This window comes from Hymenobacter guriensis, from assembly GCF_015773195.1.
Lineage (GTDB): Bacteria > Bacteroidota > Bacteroidia > Cytophagales > Hymenobacteraceae > Hymenobacter > Hymenobacter guriensis.
The window spans coordinates 259,677-280,237 of record NZ_JADWYK010000001.1; the positions used below are offsets into that span (position 1 = coordinate 259,677).

Consider the following 20,561-nt stretch of genomic DNA (forward strand, 5'->3'; position numbering starts at 1 on the left):
TACCCTTTGCCGATGCGTATTCCCTTCCAGTCTTTTACCGCCCAGAATGCCCGCGTTCGGGAGGCCACCCTGGCGGCCATGACGCGGGTATTCGACTCGGAGTGGTATGTGCTGGGCGAGGAGGTGCGGGCGTTTGAGGCGGAGTACGCTGCCTTCTCCCACACGGCGCACTGCGTGGGCGTGAGTAGTGGCCTCGCGGCCCTGCACCTGGCGCTGCTGGCCCTGGGCATTGGCCCCGGCGACGAGGTGCTGGTGCCCAGCAACGCTTATGTGGCTACCTGGCTGGCCGTGTCGTACGTGGGTGCCACCATAGTGCCCGTAGAGCCCGATGCCGCTACCGGCAACCTGAATCCGGCGTTGTTGGCGGCCGCTATTACGCCGCGTACCCGCGCTATCATGCCGGTGCATCTCTACGGGCAGGCCTGTGATATGGCAGCCATTATACAGGTAGCGCGGGCGCACAACCTTTGGGTGGTGGAAGACAATGCCCAGGCCCACGGGGCTACCAGTCAAGGCCAGCCGACGGGTTCCTTTGGGCACCTGAACGCCACTAGCTTCTACCCCACCAAAAACCTCGGCGCCCTCGGCGACGCCGGCGCCCTTACTACGAATGATGCCGCGCTGGTTGAGCAGTTGCGTGTGCTGCGCAACTACGGTTCCCGCCAGAAATATCAGAACGAAGTTATTGGCCAGAACGCCCGGCTGGATGAGCTGCAGGCTGCTATTCTGCGCGTGAAGCTGGTCCACCTGCATTTCTGGACGCAGCAGCGCCAGCAGCTGGCCGCCTGGTACGATGCCGGGCTGGCCGATATTGCCTGGCTGCACCGGCCGTATTGCCTGCCTTCTTCCACGCACGTTTATCACCTGTACGTGGTGCGCACGTCCCATCGTGATGCCCTGCAGCAGCACTTGGCGGCCCACGGCATCGGCACGGCTGTTCATTACCCGGTGCCGCCGCATCTGCAGCCGGCCTACCAGCATCTGGGCTTCTCCCAAGGTCAGTTCCCCATTGCCGAGCAGTTGGCCGCCACCTGTCTCAGCCTCCCGCTTTGGCCCGGCATGACGGAAGCGCAGGTAACCGAGGTATGCCAGACGATACGGGAGTTTAAGCCGTCATGAAGTAGGGTGCGGGGCCTGCCCCCGCCCGTGGCTGCACGAGTTTCCGAGCGGCGCAAACGATGGGCGGGGGCATACCCCACACCCTCCCACGTTTTCGAACTTCATTTGGTGACGAGGATAGAAAGCGGCGGCTGCTTACGTCGTCAGCTCCTTTTTGGGCTGGGGGTTGCTGGCTTCGTCTTCTTCCTCCTCGTTTTCCTCCTCGAAGCCTTCCCGGATTTTTTCCAGGGCTTCTTCGTGGTCACTGGCATCAGCTTCTTCTGCGTTTTCCTCCTGAATAACCTTGTGGGCGGGTTCGTAGCTGAGCTTGATGTAGATGGGAAAATGGTCGGAGCCCACGTAGGGCAGGCGCTCCATATCGTCTACCTTGAAGTGCGGCGACACAAACACGTGGTCGAGGGGCCAGCGCATCAGGCGGTAATCGGCGTGGAAGGTAGGCAGCAGCCCGCGGCCCACGCGGGGGTCGAGCAGGCCGCTTATGCGCCGGAACAGCTCAGACGTGTGCGACCAGGCCACATCGTTCATATCCCCGAACACGATGGTCGGCTCGTCTTTGCGGTCAATTTCTTTGCCTACCAGCAGCAGCTCAGCGTCGCGCTTGGTGCTGGTTTTGGATTCCTGGGGCGCTGGCGGCTTGGGGTGAAGCCCATAGATGCGCACCCGCGTTTTCGTGCCCGGCAAATCCACGTAGGTATGGATGGACGGAATGTCGTCGTCGAGTAAGTACTTAATCGTGCAGTTTTCCAGCGGCAGGCGCGAGAAGAACAGCAGGCCGTAGGTATTGTCTAAGGGCTCGTGGCAGGTGTAGGGGTGGGTTTTTTCGAGCGGGCGCAGCTGATTCAGCCACCACTCGTCCGTTTCCACCGCCATGATAATATCTGGGTCCGCTTCCTGAATAACGGCCAGGGCACGGGGCCCCTGCTTGTTGAACTGCAGCACGTTCATCATCACCAAACTCAGGTGCCCCTGGCTGGCTTTGGCCGTGCTGTCGCCCACCTGCTTGCGAACCAGCGGCGTGTAGGGCATAATGCGAAACACCTGGTAGCCCACCACCACGGCCAGCATCCCCAGAAGCGTGAGGCCCCAGTAGCCGGGCAGCCGGTGCCATTTCAGCGCCAGGCCGGCCAGCAGCACCAGCAGCGTAACGCCCACAATCTGCAGGCGCGGAAAGTCGCAGATACGAATCCACCACGCGGTTTGGCGCAGCAGCGGCAGCAGCGTCGCCACTACGGCTGCCACTGCGAGCAGCAGCGTCAGCGCATGCAATACAATCAGCCAGACCGGCATAGAACTAAAATCAGGCACAAGCAGTGAATGAGAGGATGAAGGAATGAGTGAGGTACCGGTGTAGTGACGAGGCAAAGCAGCCCGCTGGCTTCTTCCCCTGATTCACGCACTTACTCATTCTCCTCTAGTCGTCGCTGAAGCCGCCTTTGCGCAGCTCCTCGATGGTGCGCATCACTTTATCCTTGAGCGAGGTGCGGTACTTCTCCAGTACGTCGGCCAGCCGGGCATTGCTCAAACCCAGAATTTGGGTGGCCAGCACGGCGGCGTTGGGCGCGCCATCAATAGAAACCGTAGCCACCGGCACACCAGCCGGCATTTGCAGCATCGACAGCACCGAATCCAGCCCCCGGATGGAGGTAGTGGAGTTGATGGGCACCCCGATAACCGGCAGCGTAGTAAAAGCGGCCACCATCCCGGGCAGGTGGGCCGCTCCGCCCCCGCCGGCAATAATCACGCGCAGGCCGCGCTTGCGGGCCGTTTCAGCGTACTCCACCAGGCGGTGCGGGGTGCGGTGCGCCGAAACCAGGGTAATTTCGAAGGGCACGCCAAACTGCCGCAGCAGCTCGGCCGCGCCGTTCATGATCTTCAGATCGGACTGAGAGCCCATAATGATGCCCACAATGGGGCTGGCGTCGGGGGCAGCGGGCGAGTCGGCGGCCGAAGCCGCGGGGGGGTGGGTAGTCATGGAATCAGTAGCGGAAAATAGGAAGGCTCAACCGGCTTGGGCGGTTCTACGCGCCCGGGGCCCGGTGGTTGGCTCCTTAAACATAGCATTTTTCCTGTTTGCTGATTCTCAAAGGCTCGTACCTTTGATCTGCCTCCGCCTGACGCGCGCCGCCCATGGAAATTCTGCTCGCCACGTTCACTACTCTGTTTTCCGTTGTGAATCCCTTCGGGGCCATGCCGGTATTTCTGACCCTTACCGAGGAAGACACGCCCCAGGAGCGTGCCAACATCGGCCTGAAAGCCTGCCTGTACATGATTGCGGTGCTCACCGTGTCGTTTGTGGCCGGGCAGTACGTGCTCAATTTCTTTGGCATCAACATCCACCATCTGCGCATTGCGGGCGGCATTCTGCTGATGCGCTCGGCCTTCGACCTGCTCACGCCGGGCGGCAACCGCGCCAAGGTTTCGGACGCCACGTTGGAGGAAAGCATGCACAAAAACGACATTTCGTTTACCCCGCTGGCCATGCCCATGCTCTCGGGGCCGGGCTCCATGGCCGTGTGCATCGGCCTCTTTACGGAGCACCTCTCCTACCTCGATATGGGGTTGATCATCCTTGGGTTTGTGCTGGTGGCGCTGGCAGCTTATATCATTCTGATGTCGTCGCTGCGGCTCACGCGGTTTCTGGGGCGGCCGGGCATGGCGGCCCTGGCGCGGATTATGGGCTTTATCACGCTGGCTATTGGGGTGAATTTCCTGGCTACGGCCATCAAGGCGCTTTTTCCGGGCCTGACGCATTGAGGTGATATAGTGAAATAGTGAGTTTGACGACCAATCCGCGCAATCTGAGCCGGTAGAACGTCAAACTCACCATTTCACCAGCTTCCTATTTCACCGTTTGTACCTTTGCCCCGATTATGCTGAAGAACGACCTCCTGCTCCGTGCCGCCCGCGGCGAAGATACCGAACGTACCCCCGTGTGGCTGATGCGCCAGGCGGGCCGCATCCTGCCCCAGTACCGCGCCCTGCGGGGTCGCCTGAGCGGCTTCAAAGAGCTGGTGGAAACGCCCGAGCTGGCTGCCGAAGTCACCATTCAGCCGGTGGATGCCTTGGACGTGGACGCGGCCATCATCTTCTCCGACATTCTGGTGGTGCCCGAGGCCATGGGCCTCACCTACGAAATGGTGGAAGCCCGCGGCCCGCTGTTTCCGCAAACTGTGCAGTCGCGCCACGATGTAAACCGCCTGCGCATTGCCGACCCCGAGGAGCACCTGGGTTACGTGCTGGAAGCCATCCGCGTGACCAAGCGCAGCCTCAACGGGCGCGTACCGCTTATCGGCTTTGCCGGCGCCCCGTGGACGATTCTGGCTTACATGGTAGAGGGCCACGGCTCCAAAACCTTCAGCAAGGCCCGCCGCCTGCTCTACACCGACCCGCAGCTGGCCCACGAACTCCTGCGCAAGATTACCGCCACCACCATTTCCTACCTGCAGGCCCAGGTAGAAGCCGGCGCCAACCTCATTCAGGTATTCGACTCCTGGGCCGGCATCCTGCCGCCCCACCATTATCAGGAGTTCAGTACGCGCTACATTCGCGAAATCTGCGAGGCCCTGCCCACCGTGCCCGTAACGGTTTTTGCCAAGGGCGCCTTCTTTGCCGTGCCCGAGTTTGCCACGCTGCCCTGCCGCACCATCGGACTCGACTGGAACGAGGACCCGCGGGCCGTGCGCGCCGCCATCGGCGACGGCAAAACCCTGCAAGGCAACCTCGACCCATGCGCCCTCTATGGCACGCCGGAGCAGGTGCAGCACGCCACCATTCAGATGCTGCGCCGCTTTGGGCCCCAGCGTCACATTGCCAACCTGGGCCACGGCGTGTACCCCGACACCAATCCCGATAACGTGAAGGTGTTCATCGAAACCGTGAAAGAGTTTAGCGCTCTGGCCCGCGAAGGCCAAATTTAAAGCTTCATAGTGAGGCAGAGCCGATGCCATCCGTCCTCTGCGAAGTAGGAAATGTCCTTTACCAGAAAGCCCCTGACGTTCGTGCTGACGTCAGGGGCTTTTCACATTCTAGGCCTTGTTACGTTGCTCAAGACGGATGGCTTTGGATACTGGCTTGATGCACCACATACCTCACAATGACAGGAAGCTCTTTGGACAGCCACAGCCTAGCTGCTCAATTGCAGGCCTTTTTCCTGAGCTTCGGCCAGTAGCAGCTGCTTTTCGATAGGTACCACGCCCACCTGCTCACACACCAGGCCACCGCCGAGGTTAGCCAGCGCGGCCGTTACGGGAGCGGATAAGCCTAGGGCCACGCACAGGGCCGCAATGCTGATAACGGTATCACCAGCACCCGAAACGTCGGAAATGGTGCGCAGGTGCGCGGGCAGATAAGTGCGCGTCAGGTTCTTATCTTCCACGAAAACGCCGCGCTCGGAAAGGGTGACCAGCACGGTATCCGGCGTCAGGGCTTCCCGCAGCCGGGCTACCGCCGCCTCAAAGTGCGGACGGTCGGCATCGGAGTCGCCGAAATCCAGCTTGAGGCCTTCCCGCAGCTCTTTCAGATTCGGCTTGAACAGGGTGCAGTGCTGATAGGCCAGAAAGTTCTTTTTCTTGGGGTCGACGACGGTAGGAATGCCCTGGGCCCGCGCCAGTCCAATAAAGCGCCGAATGCTTTCGGCGTTGAGCACGCCCTTGTCGTAGTCCTCGAAGATAACCACATCGGCGCGGGGCAGTAGTTGCTCGAAGCGGGCGGTGAGGTCGGCATTTTCGGCTTCGTTGAGGTCGGTTTCCACCTCGGAGTCGATGCGCAGGAGCTGCTGCCCGTGGGCCAGAATGCGCTGCTTTACGGTAGTAGGCCGATGCGTGGAGCGCACCATTCCCTCGGCCGAAAGGCCACCGGCGTGCAGCAGATCCAGCAGCTGGTCGCCGCCCTGGTCCTGGCCAACCACGGCGCACAGCAGCGGGGTAGCCCCCAGGGCCTGCACGTTCAGAGCCACGTTGGCCGCTCCGCCCAGGCGCTGTTCCTGCCGGCTCACATTCACCACGGGCACCGGCGCTTCGGGCGAGAGGCGCGCGGCCTTGCCCCACACGTAGGCATCCATCATCACGTCGCCCACAATGAGCACGGTGAGCTGGTTGAAAGCGGCAAACAAATCGGGCAACGAAGCGGGAGGCGCGGCAGCAGGCATCAAGGCAAAGTCAGGTACAGAGCCGCAAAGGTAGGCAGCCCGGCCACAACGCGCCGTACGCAAAACGTCCTAATGTCTTGGGCAAGACATTAGGACGTTTTACCAAAGACATTACTATGTCTTGTCCCGGACATTACTATGTCCGCCCTCAAACGTTACTATGATTTTCCGGAGCTAGGCCAGCTTGGCTACGCTGTTTTTGATGCGCTGGAAGGCTTCGCGCAGCTTTTCATCGGCGGCGGCGGTGCTGAAGCGGATGCAGGCCGGCGCGCCAAACGCGCCCCCATCTACGGCGGCCACGTGGGCATCGTTGAGCAGGTACATGGCCAGGTCGGCCGCCGAATTGATGGTTTGCCCCTCGGGCGTAGATTTGCCGAAGCAGCCGCTTACATCGGGGAAGACGTAGAAGGCGCCGCTGGGCGTGGGCGTGCGGAAGCCGGGAATGTCCTGGGCCAGCTCCAGCACCAGGTCGCGGCGGCGGTGGTAGGCCGTCACCATCTCATCGGCGGAGCTGCGGCCGCCCAGGAGAGCTGCCAGCGCGGCCCGCTGGGCAATGGAGCAGGTGCCGGACGTAATCTGGCTCTGGATTTTCTCGCAGGCGCTGGCAATTTCCTTGCGGGCTACCAGGTAGCCCACGCGCCAGCCCGTCATGGCGTAGCCCTTCGAGAAGCCATTCACCGTAATCACCCGGTCCTTGATGTCCTCAAACTGGGCAATGCTCACGTGCTCCCCCACGAAGTTGATGTACTCATAAATCTCGTCGGCCAGCACGTGCACCTGCGGGTGGCGGGCCACTACCTCGGCAATGGCAGCCAACTCTTCGCGGCTGAATACCGAGCCCGTGGGGTTGCAGGGTGAGGAGTACATGATGAGGCGGGTGCGGGGCGTAATGGCGGCTTCCAGCTCGGCGGCCGTCACCTTGAAGTCATTTTCCAGGGAGCCCACCAGCGGCACTGGCACGCCCTCAGCCAGCTTCACCATCTCCTCGTAGCTCACCCAATAAGGGGCAAACACCACTACCTCGTCGCCGGGGTTTACCAGGCTCATCACCACGTTCACCAAGGCTTGCTTGGCGCCGGTGCTCACTACCACGTTTTCAGGCTTGTAGCTGAGGTGATTTTCGCGCTGCAGCTTGTCGCAGATAGCCTGACGCAGTTCCAGGTAGCCGGGAACCGGCGTGTAGAGCGTGTAGCCCTGGTCGAGGGCTTCCTTGGCGGCGTCCTTGATGTACTGGGGCGTCTGAAAATCCGGCTCGCCAAAGCTCAGGTTAATCACATCAAACCCCTCGGCCGCCAGCGCCCGGGCTTTTTTGGCCATAGCAATGGTCTGCGACTCCTGCATGGAGTTGATGCGGTCAGACAACACGAGGGGCGCGAGGGTAGTAGCTTCAGCGGACATTTAGGAAGAAGGTTGAAAGCAGTGAGCGTGATGGCACAAAAGTAGGCGGAATGTACGCAGCGCCTCCGGAACTACAAGTACCTGCTTTCGGCGGTTTTACGGTTTCTGGTTTTGGGGTGAAACGTAACAGGAGACAGGTAACACGTGACAGGTAACCTGTGACAGGCTGGTGAGCAAGCGGCGCATTACTGCCGGGCCGCTTTGCGGCCGCCGGTCGGGAAGCTGGCTTCAATCCATCGGCGGGCATACGCGGGCTGCGGCCTAAGTCTGCCGCCGGGCGCCCCTGTTACCTGTTACCTGTCAACTCATCACCACCTCACTCCTCTTCCCGGCCCAGTTGGCGGAAGCAGCGCAATAGCAGGCGCAGGTCGGTACCGGTTTCGTAGTCCTTGGCGTAAAGCAGCTCCAGGCGGCGGCGCGTAGCCCCGGTGAGCGGGCCGGCGGCCTGGGCTGCATCGGCGGGCGAGAGAATGGCGCGGGCCAGGCGTTGCGGCGCGGCCGCATAGCGCAGGCCCACCCAGGTGCGGGAGCCGCTGAGCACGCGCAGGCAGTTGCGCAGAAAACCACCTTTGCGCGGCTGCCACCAGACGAGCAGCGGCGAGCCTAGCAGAAAGCCCAGGCTGGTCAGGAAATCGAGCACCCGCTTGTTGCGCACCTGCTGGGGCCGGAAAAGATTTAGGGTGATGTCAAGCGCGTAGTAGTCGCCGGGCGAGTCTTTGCCGGAGCTGCCGATGATGTACTCGCTGTCCTGGGGCAGGATTTTGTAGGCCACCGGCGGGTGCTGGGGCACGCTCACCATCAAGCCGATAATCTGGCTGGCGGTCAGGTCGCGGCCGCAGAAAATCAGCTCGTGCAGCTCGTAGATGCGGATAATGTCAGCCAGCTGCCGGACTTCGCCTAGCAGGTCGTCGGCGGGAGCGTCGAGCGTTTCCGTCTCAGCAAGCAGCGCCGCCGAAGTAGTGGTATACCGGCCGGCGCCGGGGTGGCCTACGGGCTCATAAGGCGGCGTGGCGCGGGCTGCGCGCACGGGCACCCCGGCCTTGGCGGGCTCGATGTAGCCGATGATGCGGGCCGGCACGGCGGCGTGTTCCAGCAGCTGGCGCACCCGCTGACTTTCCTCGAACGAGCCCACGATGCCCACGTTTTTCTGGTGCTGGCGGGTGAGGCTGAAGGTGCGGTAGCGCAGGAAGTTGGAAGCCAGTCGGCGCAGCACCAGCGCAGCCACGGCCCACACCCCGCCCAGCACAATAAGGGCCTTGGAAAAGCGCCAGGCATCGAGAAAGTTGCTGACGGCCGAAATCAGCAAAGTACCCAGGAACACGCCGCGCACAATGCGGCGGGCCCGGGTGGGCTGGTCGTAGGCCCCGCTGAAAAACGCCGACAGCAGCCACACGGCCACGTACGCGGGCACGGCCACCAGCATGTATTTCTCGGGGTAAGGCTCGGGCACGTACTTGTGGTTTCGCTCCCAGTATGTTTTCAAAAAAAACATGCCCCCGTAAATCAGGCCGGCATCCAGCAGCACGGGGGCGGCCTGCGCGGCCAGGCGCTGGGCCACCGCCGCCCCGGCCCGCAGCCAGATGGCCAGGTTGATGAGGAAGCTGAACGTGCCCGCCCGCTCCGGCGCGAAGTGCTTGCGGGCAAAGATGACCATGGCCCGGTAAAACACGAACACATAATTGACGCTCGTGCGCTTGGTGCTTTCACCCTTGTAGTGGATGATGCGCGTGCCGGGGAAATAGTAGTTCAGCCAGCCGCCCCGCGTGAGGCGGTACGAAAGGTCGATGTCCTCCCCGTACATGAAATAGTCCTCATCGAGCAGCCCTACCTCGTCCAGCGCGGCTTTGCGCATGAGCATAAAGGCTCCGCTCAGAACTTCTATTTCGTGGGTCTGGTCTTTATCGAGGAAGCCCAGGTGGTAGCGCCCGAAGCGCCGCGACTTCGGAAACAGCTTGGCCAGCCCGAAAATCTTGTAGAACGCCACCCAGGGCGTGGGCAGGCCCCGCTTGCTTTCGGGCAGAAACCGGCCTTGCCCGTCGAGCATTTTCACGCCCAGGCCCCCGGCGCGCGGGTGCGCGTCCATAAACGCGCAGCACAGCCGGAAGGTATCTTCCTCCACCACCGTATCAGGGTTAAGCAGCAGCACGTACTGCCCGCGGGCTTGGCGGATGGCCTGGTTGTTGGCCTTCGAGAAGCCGGGGTTGTCGTGGTTTTCGATAAGGACGACCTCCGGAAACCGGGCCCGCACCATAGCCACCGAGCCATCCACCGAGTTGTTGTCGACCACAAACACCTCCACCGGCTCACCCAGCTTTTCCACCGCCCGCCGCACCGACAACAGCGCCTGCTCCAGAAAGTAGCACACGTTATAGTTGACGATAACAACGGAAAGCTTCACGGAAGGCACTGCGGGCGGGTGGGTGGAACGGCGAAAGTTACGGAGTGCAACCGGCATTGCAGAGTGCCAGGCGTGGGTTTCATCCGGCGCCTGGCAGGCCAAAGATTCTTGTAGGCCGAGGCGGGGCTTCATACCGGCTTCATGAAGTGGGCGGTTGCTTTGTGCTGTTCAATCAGGATGGCATTCCACACACGTATGAAAACAAGGTTCCTGCTCGCGCTTCTGGGCGTGAGTGTACTGTACGGCGGCACCAGCTGCTCCGAGAAGCATAAGGAGAAAGAAGAGAAAGTAAAGTACCTGGTTACCAGTCCACTCCAAAAGGACACGACCATCACCAAGGAGTACGTGGCCCAGATTCACGCCTTCCAGCACATTGAGGTGCGGGCGTTGGAAAAAGGCTACCTCCAAAAGATCTTTGTGGACGAAGGGCAGCGCGTGCAGCAGGGGCAGCTTATGTTCCAGATTATGCCGCTGCTCTACCAGGCCGAGCTGAAGAAAGCAGAAGCCGAGGCCAAGTTCGTGAACATCGAGTACCAGAACACCAAGAAGCTGGCTAGCGGCAACATCGTGTCGCCCAACGAGCTGGCGCTGTCGGAAGCTAAGCTGGACAAGGCCCGGGCAGAAGTTGATTTGGCCAAAACGCACCTGGGCTTCACCACCATCCGGGCGCCGTTTACCGGCATCATGGACCACTTCCAGGCCCGGCTGGGCTCCCTGGTAGACGAGGGCGACCTGCTCACCACCTTGTCGGACAACAGCAAGATGTGGGTGTACTACAACGTGCCCGAAGCCGAGTACCTGGCCTACCAGGCGCACGCCAAAGCCAACGACAAAGCCGCGCACGTGCGCCTGCGCATGGCCAACAACGAGGTCTTCGACCAGACCGGCGTAGTGCAAACCATTGAGGCCGACTTCAACAACGAAACCGGCAACATTGCCTTCCGGGCCACTTTCCCTAACCCTAAAGGCCTGCTGCGCAACGGCGAAACGGGCTCGGTGCTGATGACGGTGCCCCTGAAAAACGCCCTCATCATCCCGCAGAAAGCCACCTTCGAGGTACTGGAGAAGAAGTACGTGTTTGTGGTGGGTAAAGACAACGTGGTGCACCAGCAGGAAATCGGCATTGCCTCGGAAATGCCCGACCTGTACGTCATCAAATCCGGCATCACGGCCAACGACCGGATTATGCTCGAAGGCCTGCGCAAAGTGAAGGAAGGCGACAAAATAGCCTCCACTTATACCGCCCCGCAGGGCGTCATCTCGCACCTGAAAGTATCTGCAGAGTAGGACACAGCCTGAAGTAGCCTTTCGTGCTGCGCAGAGCCAACGCGTTTCCCCGCCTTGTTTTCCCGATTGAGGTAGCCTGAGACAGACATACTCCGGCTCCGCTCGGCATGACCTTTTCCACGAAAAGAACAGCCATTCTATGTTCAGTAAATTCATTCGACGGCCGGTTTTCGCCATCGTCATTTCGGTGTCCATCCTGCTGATGGGCGCGCTGGCCATCTTCCAGCTGCCCACCTCGCAGTTCCCGGAAATCTCGCCCCCGCTCGTGATGGTGAGTGCCTCGTACCCCGGGGCCAGCGCCAAGGTGCTGACCGAGTCGGTGCTGATTCCGCTGGAGCAGGCCGTAAACGGCGTGCCCGGCATGAAGTACATGACCTCCGACGCCGTATCGGCCGGCGAGGCCAACATTCAAATCGTGTTCAACCTGGGCACCAACCCCGACCAGGCCGTAGTGAACGTGAATACCCGCATTGCGCAGGTACTCAACCGCCTGCCACTGCTGGTGCAGCGCGAGGGCGTGATTGTGAACCGCGTGGTGCCCAACATGCTGATGTACGTGAACTTGTACTCGAAAGACAAGAACACGGACATGAAGTACCTGTTCAACTTCGCTGGGGTGAACATGATACCCGAGCTGCAGCGCCTCAACGGCATTGGGCGGGCCAGCATCCTGGGTAGCCGGCAGTACGCCATGCGCGTGTGGCTCAAGCCCGACCGGATGCGGGCCTACAACATCTCCGTGGACGACGTGATGAAGGCCCTGGAAGAGCAGAGCGTGATTGGTTCCCCGGGCCGTATCGGCCGGGCCGATGGCAAGAGCGCCCAGTCTTTGGAGTACGTGCTCAGCTACCAGGGCCGCTTCAACGACGTGGAGCAGTATAAGAATGTGATTCTGAAGGCCAACTCCAACGGGGAAAGCCTGCACCTGCGCGACGTAGCCAACGTGGAGTTGGGCTCGGAGTACTACGACATCTACTCCAACCTGAACCAGTACCCCTCGGCGGCCATTGTGCTCAAGCAAACCTACGGCTCCAACGCCTCGGACGTAATTAAAGAGGTGAAAGCCAAGCTGGAGGAGCTCAAGAAGACGAGCTTCCCGCCCGGCATGGACTACAAAATCACCTACGACGTGTCGAACTTCCTCGACGCCTCGATTGAGAACGTAATCCACACCCTGCGCGACGCCTTCATCCTAGTGGCCCTGGTGGTGTTCCTGTTCCTGGGCGACTGGCGCTCCACGCTGATTCCGGCCCTGGCCGTGCCCGTGTCGTTGGTCGGCTCCTTTATGGCCATGCAGGCCTTTGGGCTCACCATCAACATGATTACCCTGTTTGCCCTGGTGCTTTCGATTGGTATTGTGGTGGATAACGCCATTGTGGTGATTGAGGCCGTGCACGCCAAGATGGAGGAAGAGCACCTCTCGCCCTACAACGCGGTGCGCCTGGTGGTAGGCGAAATCAGCGGGGCCATCATCGGCATCACCATTATGATGACAGCGGTATTCATCCCGGTATCGTTCATGAGCGGCCCGGTGGGCATTTTCTACCGGCAGTTCTCGATTACTATGGCTACGGCTATTGTTATTTCGGGCCTGGTGGCGCTGACTTTGACGCCGGTGCTCTGCGCCATGATCCTGAAAAACCACCACGGGCAGCCCAAAAAGCAGACGCCCTTGCAGCGCTTCTTCGACTGGTTTAACCGTGGCTTCGAAAAGCTGACCAACGCCTACACCGGCCTGCTGCAGCGCATCGTGGCCAACCGCGTGGTCACCTTCGTGATGCTCATTGCCTTTGGGCTGGGCATCTGGGCCATTGCGGCCAAGCTGCCGGCCGGCTTTATCCCCAGCGAAGACCAGGGCCTGATTTACGCCATTGTGCAGACCCCGCCTGGCACCACGCTGGAGCAAACCAACGCCGTGTCGCAGCGTCTCGCGGGCCTGGCCAAGGACATTCCCGGCGTGGCCAACATTTCCTCCCTGGCCGGCTACGAGGTACTGACCGAAGGTCGGGGTTCCAACGCCGGCACCCTGCTGCTCGACCTGAAGCCGTGGTCGGAACGCAAGGAGTCCATTGCCGAAATCATCGAACACCTGGAGGAAAAGGCCCGCGAAATTCCGGGCGCGACCATCGAGTTCTTCGAGCCACCAGCAGTACCCGGCTACGGCGCGGCGGGCGGCTTTCAGCTGCAGCTGCTCGACAAAACCAACTCCGGCGACTACAAAGCCCTGGAACAGGTAAACAACGAGTTCATTGCCAAGCTGAAAAAGCGCAAGGAGCTGACCGGGGTTTTCACCTTCTTCTCAGCCAACTACCCGCAGTACGAGCTTAAGATTGACAATGACCTGGCCATGCAGAAGGGCGTGAGCATCGGCAACGCCATGAACACGCTGTCGGTGCTGGTGGGCTCTACCTACGAGCTGGGCTTCATCAAGTACCAGCGCTTCTTCAAGGTGTTTGTGCAGGCCTCGCCCGAGTACCGCAAGTTGCCCGAGGACGTGCTGAACATGTGGGCCAAGAACGACAAAGGCGAAATGGTGCCCTTCTCGGCCTTCATGAAGATTGTGAAAACCCAGGGAGCCAACGAAATCAACCGCTACAACATGTACACCACGGCCTCCATCCGCGGCGGTGCGGCCCCCGGCTTCAGCTCGGGCGAGGCCATCAAGGCGGTGCAGGAAGTGGCCCAGGACCTGCCCCACGGCTACGATATCGACTGGGGCGGCTTGTCGAAGGACGAAGTAGGCCGCGGCAACGAGTCGACGATTATTTTCCTGGTCGTGCTGGTGTTCGTGTATCTGGTGCTGGCCGCGCAGTATGAAAGCTTCCTGCTGCCGCTGGCCGTTATCTTCTCCCTAGTGGCGGGCGTGTTCGGGTCCTTCCTGTTCATCAAGATGTTTGGCCTCGCCAACGACATCTACGCTCAGGTGGGCCTGGTAATGCTCGTCGGGCTGCTGGGGAAAAACGCGGTACTGATTGTGGAATTCGCGGCCCTGAAGCACGAGGAAGGCATGAGCGTCCGCGACGCGGCCATTGAAGGCGCCCGGGTACGTTTCCGCCCCATCCTGATGACGTCCTTCGCCTTTATTGCCGGCCTGATTCCGCTGGTAGTAGCTACGGGTGCCGGCGCTATCGGCAACCGCACCATCGGCTCCTCGGCCCTCGGCGGCATGCTGTTCGGTACCGTGTTCGGGGTAATCATCATCCCCGGCCTGTACTACTTCTTCGGCACGCTGGCCGGCAACAGCAAACTGATTCGGGACGAAAACGAAGCCCCCATCCTCGAAGGCGTAGAGCCCCGCGTGCAACTGGAAGAAATGGAGCCTTATGCTTAAGAAACGCTTGTATAACTACCTGGGCGCTGCGGGCCTGGCCCTCGCGGTAGGAGCCTGCAAAACGCCCCAGCTGGCCGTAAAAAAAGAAAACCGCGCGGTGCCCGTGAGCTTCACGGGCGCCGCCCCGGACTCGGCCAGCAACACCGGCAAGACGCAGTGGCGGGAGTTCTTCACCGACCCCAACCTTGTTGCTCTCATCGACACGGCCCTGCAGCGCAATCAGGAGCTGAACATTACCCAGCAGGAAATTGACATTGCCCGCCAGGAAGTGCGAGCCCGCAAGGGCGAGTACCTGCCCACGGTGGGCCTGGGGGTGCAGGCCGCGGCCGACCGGGTGGGCCGCTACACCCTGCAGGGTGCCACGGAGGAAAACGTACCCATCCACGAAAAGCCCACGCCCGACCCGCTGACCAACTTCCAGGCCGGGGCGTTTGCCTCCTGGGAAGTAGACATCTGGCACAAGCTGCGCACCGCCAAGCAGGCCGCTACCAACCGCTACCTGGCGTCGGTAGAGGGTCGGAACTTCACGGCCACGAACCTGGTGGCTGAAATTGCTACCTCATACTACGAGTTGCTGGCCCTCGACAACCAGCTGGCCATTCTGCAGCAAAACATCGGCATTCAGACCAATGCGCTGAAGGCCGTGCGCCTGCAGAAAGACGCGGCCCGGGTGACGGAGCTGGCCGTGCAGCGCTTCGAGGCGCAGGTGCAGAACACCACCAGCCGTCAGTACCTGATTCAGCAGCGCATTACGGAAACAGAAAACCGCATCAACTTCCTGGTGGGGCGCTACCCGCAGCCAGTGGTGCGCAACGCGCAGAACTTTACGGACCTGCTGCCCAAAGCCGTGCAAACCGGCGTGCCGGCCCAACTGCTGCAAAACCGCCCCGACATCCGGCAGGCCGAGCAGAACCTGACGGCCGCTAAGCTGGATGTGCAGGTGGCCCGGGCTAACTTCTACCCGCGCCTGAGCATTGATGCGGGACTTGGGCTGCAGGCCTTCAAGCCCGGCTTGCTGGTGAATGCACCGGAGTCGATACTGCTCTCCCTGGCGGGGAACGTGGCGGCCCCGCTCATCAACAAGAACGGCATCAAAGCCCTGTACTACTCGGCCAATGCACGGCAAACCCAGGCCGTGTACAACTACGAGCGGACCATTCTGAACGGCTACATCGAAGTGGCCAACCAACTGGCCAACATCAGCAACCTGCAAAACAGCTACGATGCCAAGGCCCGGGAGGTGCAGGCCTTAAATCAGTCCATCAACATCTCCACCAGTCTCTTCAACTCGGCCCGCGCCGACTACACCGAAGTGCTCTTCACCCAGCGCGACGTACTCGAAGCAAAGTTCGATTTGATTGAAACCCGGATGCAGCAGCTCAATGCCTCGGTGAACGTGTACCGGGCCCTGGGCGGCGGCTGGCAGTAAGCCACACCTCTTAACCCTGTAGCTGGCAGCAAATAGCGCCGAAAGTATAAAAAAAGCCCTGCCTGAAGAGGCAGGGCTTTTTTATGTAGTCACTTCTTACCTAACGCGCCTGACGCTGGCGCTCCACGATAGAGCGACCCAGCGTGATTTCGTCGGCGTATTCTAGCTCGCCGCCCATCGGGATGCCGCGCGCAATGGAACTGACGTGCAGCTCGGGCAGGTCGCGCAGCTTGCGGGAAAGAAAGAAAGCCGTGGTGTCGCCTTCCATCGTGGGGCTGATGGCCAAGATGACTTCGCGGATTTCGGAGCCCGCTTTCGTTACGCGTTCTACTAAGGAGTCAATGGTCAGGTCGCTGGGGCCAATGCCTTCGATAGGCGAGATAACGCCGCCCAGCACGTGGTAGAGCCCCCGGTACTGGGCCGTATTTTCGATGGCAATAACGTCGCGGATGTCCGATACCACGCACACGGTGCTTTGGTCGCGCAGCTGGTTGGCGCAGATAGCGCACTCGGGCGTATCGGAAATGTTGTGGCAGGTGTCGCAGTAGCGGATTTCGAAGCGCATCTTAGCCAGGGCCTCCGCCAACGAAGCCGTGGTATCGGTTTCGGCTTTCAGCAGGTGCAGGGCTAGGCGCAGGGCAGTTTTCTTCCCCACGCCCGGCAGCTTCGACAATTCGCCAACGGCGTTTTCTATCAGTTTGGAAGGAAATTCCATCTACTCTAATGGGCTAATGTGCATAATGTGAAAATGTGCTAATGCCTCTTACTGCGCCATTCAATCAGCACATTTCCGCATTATGCACATTGGCACATTACTTAAATAACGTCGGCCGAGATGCCCCGGTCGTGGATGGCGGTGCAGAGGGCCGCCAACTCATCGTAGGTGCCGTGCTTAACGGTGCACTGGCCTTTGTAGTGAATGAGCAGAGTGCACTGCTCGGCCTGCTCAGGCTCGTGCCCGCATACATCAATGAGCGTGCGGATGACGTGGTCGAAGGTGTTCACGTCGTCGTTGTACACCACCAGGTCGCGCACGTCGGTGGTTTCTTCCAGGAGCAGAACGTCCTCGTCGTACTCAATCTGCGGTTTGCTGTTCATGGGGCAAAAATACGGAAATTCAGGCAAAAAGCCTGGTTTCGAAGGTAAGCCAGACTATCTATAACCACTTGAGCGGCTGAATCGTTTCCGGCCCGACACAGGAAAATACGGGCGCAGCAAAGCCTGGAGCCGTCGGACCGTTGTTTGCCGTCGCGCGGCAACCATGGTAGCAGCAGCTGCCCTATGTTTGCTTTTTATTTTGTCTCGAACCAGCCATTGCGAATGGCGTGCAACGGACGCGGCAACGACCCCGTGCACCGCACTAACGAACTTCTTCGGTGCTTTCCTTGAGAAGTTGTGAGTTGATGGGCTATAGAGTTGAATGGTTGGATGGCTGACCGTTCAGCGTTTTACCCGTATAGTCCGTCACCATTTCACCGTTTATAGTATGCCTGTTCCTTCCGCTGAGTTCAAGCACGCCCTCAAGCGCCTTTCCGACAAGGAAAAGGAAGCCCTGCTGTTGCGCGCCGCCCGCCGCGACGCCGAGTTGTACGAGACGCTCTGCTACGAGCTGCTGCCCGACGTGACCACGGAAACCGTGTTTGAGCAGGCTTCCGACCAGATTCACGAGCTGTTTGCGGTGGGCGCCACGGGCCGGCTGCTCAACCGCAGCCTCACCAAAGCCCTGGGCAAGGCCATCAAGGAAGTGGCCCGCGCCCGCCGCATCACCAAGGACAAGCGCCTGGAAGTTGACCTGAACCTGTACACGCTGCGCCACATCTTCGAGAACTATACCGGGCAGTTCGAAAGTGTGTATGCGAGCTTTTATACCGGCACGGCCCGGCTGGCGGCCCGCACAACCCAGCTTGTGCTTCAGAACCTGCACGAGGACCTTTGGCTGGAGTATAAACCTGAGCTGGATGACTTCCTGCAACAGCTCCACGCCCGTAGCAAAAGCCGCAGCCTCAAGTTCGTGCTGCCCCGGGAGCTGGAGCTGCCGGAGTAGCGCCACCAGCTTAACCAGGAGGCCCGTATACGTGCAGTAAAGCCGGCCGATTCGGTGCTTCCGAGTCGACCGGCTTCCGTTTTGGCTCTACTGTACCTGCTACAACCGGTCGAGGCGGCCGCCATCCACCCGGATTTCGGCACCCTGCACGAAGGCGGCATCGTCGGAGGCCAGGTAGGCAATGAGGGCGGCTACGTCTTCGGGGCGGCCTACGTCGGCGGGGTCAATTGTTTCGGCGCCGCTTTTCACGTTGGGGTTTTCCCAGAGCATGGGCGTATCGATGGCGCCCGGCAGCACGGCGTTTATCCGCAGGCCCTTGGCTTTGCCTTCCAGCGCCGAGGTGCGGGTAAGGGAGTTGACGGCAGCTTTGGCCGCGGCGTAGGGCGCTACCAGCGGGCTGGTTTCCACGGCATGAATGCTGGACACGTTCACGATGGTGCCGCCGGGCTTCATGTGCAGAAAAGCCTGTTTGGTGAAGTAAAACGCCCCCAGCAAGTCTACCCCCAGCACGCGCAGCCAGTCCTCGCCGGTCAGTTCCTGCAGGGGCTTGAATTCCATCAGGCCGGCGTTGTTCACGATGACGTCGAGGCGGCCGAACCGCTCCAGCGTGCCGGCTACGGTGGCCTGCACCTGATCTTCTACTGCTACATCACACAGGCTGCCCCATACCTCGGGCGCGCCGGCCGCCTGCACCTCCGGGGCGGCCTCATCCAGGGTTTCCTGATGATGACCAACCAGCACCACGCGGGCACCTTCGCTGGCAAAGCGTTTGGCAGCGGCCAGCCCAATGCCGCCGGTCGCCCCGGTAATCAGTACTACTTTATTCTGAAAGCGCATGAGAGGGGAAATGATGAGATGGAGAAATAGTGCGTTGGATGTTCAGGAAGCTGACGCTACGCAGATGGCGCAGGCAGCACACTACATCAACCTCGCCGCTACGAGGCAGCCGAAGTCTGGTTGGCGGGCGACGTGGTTTTGTCCTGGCGGGTTTGCTCGGCCTGATTCTGTTTTTGCTGCGCCCACCCCTGGGTGCTTTCCTGAGGCATTACGATGGGTACCTGCAGGCACACGCTCTGGGCGGGCAGCACCTGCCGCCAATCGTGAATGAGCTGCTTGTATGCCTGGCCCACGGGCCGGATGTTGCGCTCCAGGTCGTAGAGGCCGAGCGGGTTCACGGTACCATTGTTTTCGCGCAGGGCCGTGTCCCAGTCCACCTGGTCGGTGAGCGAGTACCACGTAAAGCCTACGATGGGCACCCCGTCGTTGCGCACGCGCAACACGTTGGCCCACTCCTTCCAGAGCCAGTTCACGGCTTCGTCGCCGCAGGGCCCCTGCCAGAGGTTGGTTTCAGTGTGCATCACGGGCAGGCGGTACCGGTCGTGGTACTGGCGGGTGATGACGTGGTAGCCGAAGATTTCGCCCGAGGCCGTAGTGCTGCCGTCGGCCCGCACGCGGTGCTCGTTGGTACGGTAGTAGTCGTTGCCCATGATGCACTGGTGGCGGAGCTGGTTGTCGAGAAAGAAGTGGTACTCCTCACGCGTCAGGCCATTATCCAGCAGGTACTCGTACATTTCCGAGTCTACACGGCGGCCGTAGTTCAGGTCGAGCGACAAAAACCGCTTGGCGTTCAGCAGCTCGGCCGGCTTGATGGCCGCCGGATTTTCGGCGTGGAAGTACTCCGACGACTCGCTCTGGATAAACAGCGCATCGGGCCGCACCTCGGCAATGGCCTGCATGGCCAGCACGTTGGCCTTCACGATGTACTTAAGGGCCGTGACAAACGCCCGGTCCGACTGCAGCTGCTCGTTCCACCAGCCGTACAGGGCCGAAAACTCGGCGCAGATGTACATTTCGTTGACGGGCGTATAGAGCTGCACCCAGGGAAAGCGCCGGGCAAACGCCTCGGCATACTGCGCAAACAAAGCCGGAAACTCGGGGTTCTGGAAGTTGCCCAGCCAGTCGGGCACGCCGAAGTGGCACAGGTCCACGATGGGCGCAATGTTGCGGCGGTGCAGGTCTTCGAAGGTCACATCGGCGAAAGACCAGTCGTAGCGGCCCGGCCCGAGCCAAGTGGTATGAATGGGCGGCCCGTAGCGCAGAAACCGAATGCCCAGCTCCTGCACCAGATCAAAGTCCTTTTGCCAGAACTCGTAGTGCCGGCACTTGGCCAGCTCATCTACCCGCACCCGCCCGCCCTGAATGGTAGGGTTGCTGTTTTCGATGCCGGTAGCAAAAAGAAACTGTGGAGTCATAGCATAAGCCTACGAAGGCGTCTATACGAAACGGTTGAGCTGGCGCGCAACGCAACCGCATACCGTATTCGGGGCCGCCGCGTTGCCGTCCTTGCCCTGGCCGGCCCGGTCATTAACACAGCAAAAGCCTGCGTTCAGCCAGGAAATGGGGCCGTTC

16 protein-coding genes are annotated in these 20,561 nt (G+C 60.8%); 7 read left to right on the plus strand and 9 right to left on the minus strand.

Features of this window, described 5'->3' with window-relative positions:
• The first annotated feature begins 12 nt into the window (after window positions 1–12).
• Window positions 13–1,119 (plus strand): DegT/DnrJ/EryC1/StrS family aminotransferase, encoded by a 1,107-nt coding sequence (locus I5L79_RS01090; RefSeq protein ID WP_196953169.1) that lies wholly within the window; start codon window positions 13–15, stop codon window positions 1,117–1,119.
• Window positions 1,120–1,254: 135 nt separating this feature from the next.
• On the opposite strand, the gene I5L79_RS23135 is transcribed toward I5L79_RS01090, so the two are convergent.
• Together I5L79_RS23135 and purE are read right to left on the minus strand one after the other, a co-directional pair.
• Complete coding sequence (locus I5L79_RS23135) at window positions 1,255–2,424, minus strand: endonuclease/exonuclease/phosphatase family protein (protein ID WP_196953170.1); 1,170 nt, start codon at window positions 2,422–2,424, stop codon at window positions 1,255–1,257.
• 106 nt (window positions 2,425–2,530) lie between these two features.
• Window positions 2,531–3,091 carry a 5-(carboxyamino)imidazole ribonucleotide mutase gene (gene purE, locus I5L79_RS01100; protein ID WP_196953171.1) on the minus strand — a complete coding sequence of 187 codons (561 nt, stop codon included), beginning with the start codon at window positions 3,089–3,091 and terminating at the stop codon, window positions 2,531–2,533.
• A 155-nt stretch (window positions 3,092–3,246) separates the two neighbouring features.
• On the opposite strand from purE, the gene I5L79_RS01105 reads away from it, so the two are divergent.
• Window positions 3,247–3,873: a MarC family protein gene (locus tag I5L79_RS01105; protein ID WP_196953172.1), complete on the plus strand. Its 627-nt coding sequence runs from the start codon at window positions 3,247–3,249 to the stop codon at window positions 3,871–3,873.
• A 113-nt stretch (window positions 3,874–3,986) separates the two neighbouring features.
• Window positions 3,987–5,036, plus strand: a complete 1,050-nt coding sequence (hemE, locus tag I5L79_RS01110) for a uroporphyrinogen decarboxylase (protein ID WP_196953616.1) — start codon at window positions 3,987–3,989, stop codon at window positions 5,034–5,036.
• Between the two features lie 206 nt (window positions 5,037–5,242).
• Here the strand turns inward: hemE and I5L79_RS01115 are convergent, their stop codons facing one another.
• The 3 genes from I5L79_RS01115 to I5L79_RS01125 form a co-directional block, all read right to left on the minus strand.
• On the minus strand, window positions 5,243–6,265 hold the full coding sequence (locus I5L79_RS01115; RefSeq protein WP_196953617.1) for a bifunctional heptose 7-phosphate kinase/heptose 1-phosphate adenyltransferase: 1,023 nt from the start codon (window positions 6,263–6,265) through the stop codon (window positions 5,243–5,245).
• A gap of 174 nt (window positions 6,266–6,439) precedes the next feature.
• Window positions 6,440–7,663, minus strand: a complete 1,224-nt coding sequence (locus I5L79_RS01120) for a pyridoxal phosphate-dependent aminotransferase (protein ID WP_196953173.1) — start codon at window positions 7,661–7,663, stop codon at window positions 6,440–6,442.
• A 316-nt stretch (window positions 7,664–7,979) separates the two neighbouring features.
• Window positions 7,980–10,061: a glycosyltransferase family 2 protein gene (locus I5L79_RS01125; protein WP_196953174.1), complete on the minus strand. Its 2,082-nt coding sequence runs from the start codon at window positions 10,059–10,061 to the stop codon at window positions 7,980–7,982.
• Between the two features lie 195 nt (window positions 10,062–10,256).
• Between I5L79_RS01125 and I5L79_RS01130 the strand changes: the two genes are divergently transcribed.
• From I5L79_RS01130 to I5L79_RS01140, 3 genes are all read left to right on the plus strand, one after another.
• On the plus strand, window positions 10,257–11,348 hold the full coding sequence (locus I5L79_RS01130) for an efflux RND transporter periplasmic adaptor subunit (RefSeq protein ID WP_196953175.1): 1,092 nt from the start codon (window positions 10,257–10,259) through the stop codon (window positions 11,346–11,348).
• 139 nt (window positions 11,349–11,487) lie between these two features.
• Complete coding sequence (locus tag I5L79_RS01135; RefSeq protein WP_196953176.1) at window positions 11,488–14,679, plus strand: efflux RND transporter permease subunit; 3,192 nt, start codon at window positions 11,488–11,490, stop codon at window positions 14,677–14,679.
• Window positions 14,672–16,108 carry a TolC family protein gene (locus I5L79_RS01140; protein ID WP_196953177.1) on the plus strand — a complete coding sequence of 479 codons (1,437 nt, stop codon included), beginning with the start codon at window positions 14,672–14,674 and terminating at the stop codon, window positions 16,106–16,108. The genes I5L79_RS01135 and I5L79_RS01140 overlap by 8 nt, the downstream gene beginning before the upstream one ends.
• Window positions 16,109–16,208: 100 nt before the next feature.
• On the opposite strand, the gene recR is transcribed toward I5L79_RS01140, so the two are convergent.
• Both recR and I5L79_RS01150 read right to left on the minus strand, forming a co-directional pair.
• Window positions 16,209–16,823, minus strand: a complete 615-nt coding sequence (gene recR, locus I5L79_RS01145) for a recombination mediator RecR (protein WP_196953178.1) — start codon at window positions 16,821–16,823, stop codon at window positions 16,209–16,211.
• Window positions 16,824–16,924: 101 nt separating this feature from the next.
• On the minus strand, window positions 16,925–17,206 hold the full coding sequence (locus I5L79_RS01150) for an ATP-dependent Clp protease adaptor ClpS (protein ID WP_196953179.1): 282 nt from the start codon (window positions 17,204–17,206) through the stop codon (window positions 16,925–16,927).
• 388 nt (window positions 17,207–17,594) lie between these two features.
• Between I5L79_RS01150 and I5L79_RS01155 the strand changes: the two genes are divergently transcribed.
• A complete protein-coding gene (locus tag I5L79_RS01155) occupies window positions 17,595–18,152 on the plus strand; it encodes a hypothetical protein (RefSeq protein ID WP_196953180.1) in 558 nt (185 codons plus the stop codon).
• Window positions 18,153–18,251: 99 nt separating this feature from the next.
• Here I5L79_RS01155 and I5L79_RS01160 read toward each other — a convergent pair whose 3' ends face one another.
• Window positions 18,252–18,989, minus strand: coding sequence for an SDR family NAD(P)-dependent oxidoreductase (locus tag I5L79_RS01160; protein WP_196953181.1), 738 nt, complete (start codon window positions 18,987–18,989; stop codon window positions 18,252–18,254).
• 98 nt (window positions 18,990–19,087) lie between these two features.
• Window positions 19,088–20,404, minus strand: coding sequence for a family 1 glycosylhydrolase (locus tag I5L79_RS01165; protein WP_196953182.1), 1,317 nt, complete (start codon window positions 20,402–20,404; stop codon window positions 19,088–19,090).
• Window positions 20,405–20,561 lie beyond the last annotated feature (157 nt).

What these genes read in the sequence shown, in the direction of transcription:
- I5L79_RS01090 (WP_196953169.1), top strand. Translation starts at nt 13, where the DNA reads ATGCGTATTCCCTTCCAGTCTTTTACCGCCCAGAATGCCCGCGTTCGG.
- purE (WP_196953171.1), bottom strand. Translation starts at nt 3,091, where the DNA reads ATGACTACCCACCCCCCCGCGGCTTCGGCCGCCGACTCGCCCGCTGCC.
- I5L79_RS01105 (WP_196953172.1), top strand. Translation starts at nt 3,247, where the DNA reads ATGGAAATTCTGCTCGCCACGTTCACTACTCTGTTTTCCGTTGTGAAT.
- I5L79_RS01115 (WP_196953617.1), bottom strand. Translation starts at nt 6,265, where the DNA reads ATGCCTGCTGCCGCGCCTCCCGCTTCGTTGCCCGATTTGTTTGCCGCT.
- I5L79_RS01120 (WP_196953173.1), bottom strand. Translation starts at nt 7,663, where the DNA reads ATGTCCGCTGAAGCTACTACCCTCGCGCCCCTCGTGTTGTCTGACCGC.
- I5L79_RS01130 (WP_196953175.1), top strand. Translation starts at nt 10,257, where the DNA reads ATGAAAACAAGGTTCCTGCTCGCGCTTCTGGGCGTGAGTGTACTGTAC.
- I5L79_RS01135 (WP_196953176.1), top strand. Translation starts at nt 11,488, where the DNA reads ATGTTCAGTAAATTCATTCGACGGCCGGTTTTCGCCATCGTCATTTCG.
- I5L79_RS01140 (WP_196953177.1), top strand. Translation starts at nt 14,672, where the DNA reads ATGCTTAAGAAACGCTTGTATAACTACCTGGGCGCTGCGGGCCTGGCC.
- recR (WP_196953178.1), bottom strand. Translation starts at nt 16,823, where the DNA reads ATGGAATTTCCTTCCAAACTGATAGAAAACGCCGTTGGCGAATTGTCG.
- I5L79_RS01150 (WP_196953179.1), bottom strand. Translation starts at nt 17,206, where the DNA reads ATGAACAGCAAACCGCAGATTGAGTACGACGAGGACGTTCTGCTCCTG.
- I5L79_RS01155 (WP_196953180.1), top strand. Translation starts at nt 17,595, where the DNA reads ATGCCTGTTCCTTCCGCTGAGTTCAAGCACGCCCTCAAGCGCCTTTCC.
- I5L79_RS01160 (WP_196953181.1), bottom strand. Translation starts at nt 18,989, where the DNA reads ATGCGCTTTCAGAATAAAGTAGTACTGATTACCGGGGCGACCGGCGGC.
- I5L79_RS01165 (WP_196953182.1), bottom strand. Translation starts at nt 20,404, where the DNA reads ATGACTCCACAGTTTCTTTTTGCTACCGGCATCGAAAACAGCAACCCT.